This is a genomic window from Gardnerella sp. 26-12 (assembly GCF_001660745.1).
In the GTDB taxonomy this organism is placed as follows: domain Bacteria; phylum Actinomycetota; class Actinomycetes; order Actinomycetales; family Bifidobacteriaceae; genus Bifidobacterium; species Bifidobacterium swidsinskii.
In genome coordinates this window covers 1-3,511 of record NZ_LWSR01000127.1, presented here as the reverse complement: position 1 = coordinate 3,511, position 3,511 = coordinate 1, and the positions used below count along the sequence as shown (strand labels likewise).

Below are 3,511 nucleotides of genomic sequence, written 5' to 3'. Positions count from 1 at the left end.
AATGTGTATAAGAGACAGGTAACATCAAGATTCGTGAGTATTCGTGCTATTGCTCGCATTGAGCGCACCTCAAGATTTTCCGCATATTTTGCGTCGTTATCTAAGTGTCGCGCTTCCGTCAATGGCCATAATTCCGTTAGTTTTGCGGCAGATTGCGCTGCATCATTCAGCATTAGCATACTTTTTTCATTATTTTTAATATCTTCAGAATCTTTGACAGAATCAACAGAACTAACCATTTCAATGCTCCTTCGCATTATATGTTACTTACTTCACTCGCCCAGCAGGATCAACATACGTAATTGAAAGCACACGCAAAGTCTCGCAATCGTAAGTAATAGAAGTAATCGAAGCTAAAGCCGTGTGACGAAGAAGCATATTATGTTCAGCGTGGCCGGTTTCCAGTAGGTGTCTATAAGACCAGATTGGCGACTCATGAGTAACTGCAACGATTTGCTCACCCGGATGCTTACGAACCTGCTCGCGCACAAAATCGCCAACTCTAGTGGCAATACTTCTGTAGCTTTCTCCCCAACTTGGCTTCCACAAATTCGCAACAAGCTTCCAATTGTTGTTTTTCCACAGTGCGCCTTCACCGTAACCTATGCGTTTCCCGCGGAAATTATTTCCAGCTTCAATTAAGCGTTTATCTAAAATAATGTCGCTTTCTTGAGATTGCGCAGAATCTTCGTCATAGTGCGCTTTTACATAGGCAGAATCTGCAATATTGCGCAAAGCATTTTCGATTTCACGCGCTGTTTCACGTGTTCGCTCAAGAGGAGACGAATAAATTGCAGTAATTCCGCGCATTTGCGGAACAGTGGCAATATATTTTGCTGTAGCTTGCGCCATTCTCACTCCGCGAGCAGAAAGATGAAATCCAGAAAGACGCTCATACAACACGTGATTTGGATTATCAACTTCTCCATGACGCACAAAATGAATTGTCGTAGCTGGCATTGCGTTCTACTTTCTGTTTAAAAGATTAAATCAATTACTTGCGATTTTTTGTATGATTAAGCGACCACATTCCCAAACGGTGAGCAAAACTCGTATCTTCTTGCGCAACATACCCAGGCTGTTGAGATTTAGTATCATCGAGCAGCCACTTTCGTATAACAAAATTCCACACAGCAACAACAACAGTAGCTACAAGTTTTCCTATATTTGTGCGCAAAACGTATACTGCAGATCCGCGTAAGCTTTCAACCATTCCTAACGTACTAGCCCAAATAATCAAATCATTTATAAGCAAACCTATGACTGCGGAAATAACAAAAATCAGAAGCTCCATCCACTTTGCCATATCTTCACGATGTTTAAAGACGTATTTCATACTGGCAATATAGTTGAAGATAAGTGAAATTACGAAAGAAATCGTACCCGCAACCACATTATTTAAGTGCGCAAGCATTAATAAATTGAGTAGCGCAACGTCAATAATAAGGGCAATAACGCCCACAATTCCAAACTTTACAACCTGTTCAATAAGCTTTTTCATAATATCCATTAAACACGCGGCTGCTAACAAATAACATATAATTGTTACGTAATAAAGCTTACTAAATTTAGCAAAGGAGCGATTATGCCAGTTATTCATACTCATGTTTCTGTAAGCACAACACCTACCCAGCGCGACGCATTAAAAGCTGCTTATGGCAAAGCAATTAGCGCAGTTCCAGGAAAAAGCGAGCATTGGCTCATGTGCCCATTCGAGGACAATATGCCGATTTATTTTGCAGGAGACAATGCTAAGCCTGCAGCTTACGTTGAGGTGAACGTGTTTGGTTCCAGCGTGCCAGGGTCTGCTTGGGAAAAGTTAACTGAGCAGATTATGGCAGCTTTAGAGCGAGAGCTTGGGATTCCACAGGATCGCACTTATATTCGTTACACTGCAACTACTGACTGGGGTTGGAACGGCGGCAACTTCTAGGCGCAAGTCGCAAGCCTCAATTAGCAAGTCGCATAAAATCGCCATATCTTGTTACGTAAAATACGCATCAAAATATGGCGATTATTATGACGTCTACGCGACGCTACAAAACTTTAGGATTGCTCACTAAAATTAGGTTCGTCAACAGTAGACTTAGCGGATACAGCGAAGTCAGCAGGCTCCTTAAACTCAGCATCGCTTGAAGAATAATAATCGTCGCTAGCAACACTGCCTTCAAGATCTGGACCAGCAGCTAGACGAGCCACCTCTTCCATGTCCTTGTTTTCAAATAAAACCATGCGGACATAACCAACAACAAATCCAACAACAGCAGGGCAAACCCAAGCCATGCCAAATTCTGAGAACGGTAGCCAGTTTTGAACAACCACCAACATATCGTTCATATGCAATGCACTGCGTAAAGCTTGTGGCAAACTATTCAAAAAATCATATACCGCTGCAACACCAGTAAAACCAAGCGTCCAAGCGTACACGACTTTGGAATTTCCAAAAAGTCGACCGCACAAAGCCAAAAGAATCAATACGATTGACAGTGGATACAAGAACATCAATACTGGAACTGCATATTCGATGATTGTGCTCAAACCAAAGTTTGCAAGGCCAAACGAAACAAGCGTAATCAACACAGACCAAACGCGATAGCTAGGACCCTTAGGGAATAACTTAGAGAAAGTTTCCGAGCAGCTTACAATTAAACCAACTGCCGTCTTTAAGCATGCAAGAGTAACAGTTGCAGCAAGAACAAGCAAACCAACGTTTCCAAGATGGTAGCGTGCAACTTGCGCCAAAGTTACGCCACCGTTTTCAGCAGGCTTAAACAGTGCACGGCTACGCACACCGACAACAACAATTGCGACGTAAATCAACGCCATAAGCAAGCAGCTAAAGAATCCAGATCGCACAGTATTCACTGCCACATCTTTAGGATCTTTTACGCCAAAGGATCGAATAGTACTAACAACTATAATGCCAAAAGCCAAGCTAGCTAAAGCATCCATTGTATTGTAGCCATCTAAGAATCCTGTAAAGAATGATTCATTAACATACTTCCCTATAGGAGCAGCATCCGCAGAAGCGCCGCTTACAGGAGAAAACAGTGCAGTAAATACCAGAATACCTAAGAAAACCAAGAATATCGGCGTAAGAACTTTACCAACCCATGTAAGTATTCCGCTAGGCTTCATAGCAAAGAAGAATGCTAACGCGAAGAAAACCACAGAGAACAAGAACAAATACAATTGACCGTTTCCGTCTTGTGGAATAACGCGCTCCAAACCAACAGTGTACGAAGTTGTTGCGCAGCGAGGAATTGCAAAGAATGGTCCGATTGTTAAATACAGCACACAAGTAAAGAACATGCCGTATTTTTTGCTCGGCTTACTAGAAAGTTCAAAAAGACCGTTTGCGCGACTCATTGCAAGAGCCGTAACACCAAGCAATGGCAAACCAACGCCAGTAACAATAAAGCCAATTGTTGCAGGCACGAAATTAGTTCCTGCATTAGCTCCAAGGAACACAGGGAAAATCAGGTTTCCTGCGCCAAAGAGCATACCAAAC

General features: G+C 42.4%; 4 protein-coding genes and 1 pseudogene. 1 reads left to right on the top strand and 4 read right to left on the bottom strand.

The genetic code is table 11. The annotated features are described in order from the left end of the window. The 3 genes and pseudogenes from A5295_RS05725 to A5295_RS05715 all read right to left on the bottom strand — a co-directional run. A pseudogene (locus A5295_RS05725) lies at positions 1 to 239 on the bottom strand (hypothetical protein); the annotation flags it as partial. Between the two features lie 28 nt (positions 240 to 267). Further along, positions 268 to 960 (bottom strand): histidine phosphatase family protein, encoded by a 693-nt coding sequence (locus A5295_RS05720; protein ID WP_064622125.1) that lies wholly within the window; start codon positions 958 to 960, stop codon positions 268 to 270. A 34-nt stretch (positions 961 to 994) separates the two neighbouring features. Further along, entirely contained in the window at positions 995 to 1,501 is a 507-nt protein-coding gene (locus A5295_RS05715; RefSeq protein WP_064622127.1) for a GtrA family protein, read from the bottom strand. A gap of 84 nt (positions 1,502 to 1,585) precedes the next feature. Between A5295_RS05715 and A5295_RS05710 the strand changes: the two genes are divergently transcribed. Continuing rightward, positions 1,586 to 1,933: a phenylpyruvate tautomerase MIF-related protein gene (locus tag A5295_RS05710; RefSeq protein WP_064622123.1), complete on the top strand. Its 348-nt coding sequence runs from the start codon at positions 1,586 to 1,588 to the stop codon at positions 1,931 to 1,933. 113 nt (positions 1,934 to 2,046) lie between these two features. On the opposite strand, the gene brnQ is transcribed toward A5295_RS05710, so the two are convergent. Beyond that, positions 2,047 to 3,511: branched-chain amino acid transport system II carrier protein (brnQ, locus tag A5295_RS05705; protein ID WP_064622122.1), on the bottom strand; the 1,465-nt coding region annotated here is incomplete at its 5' end.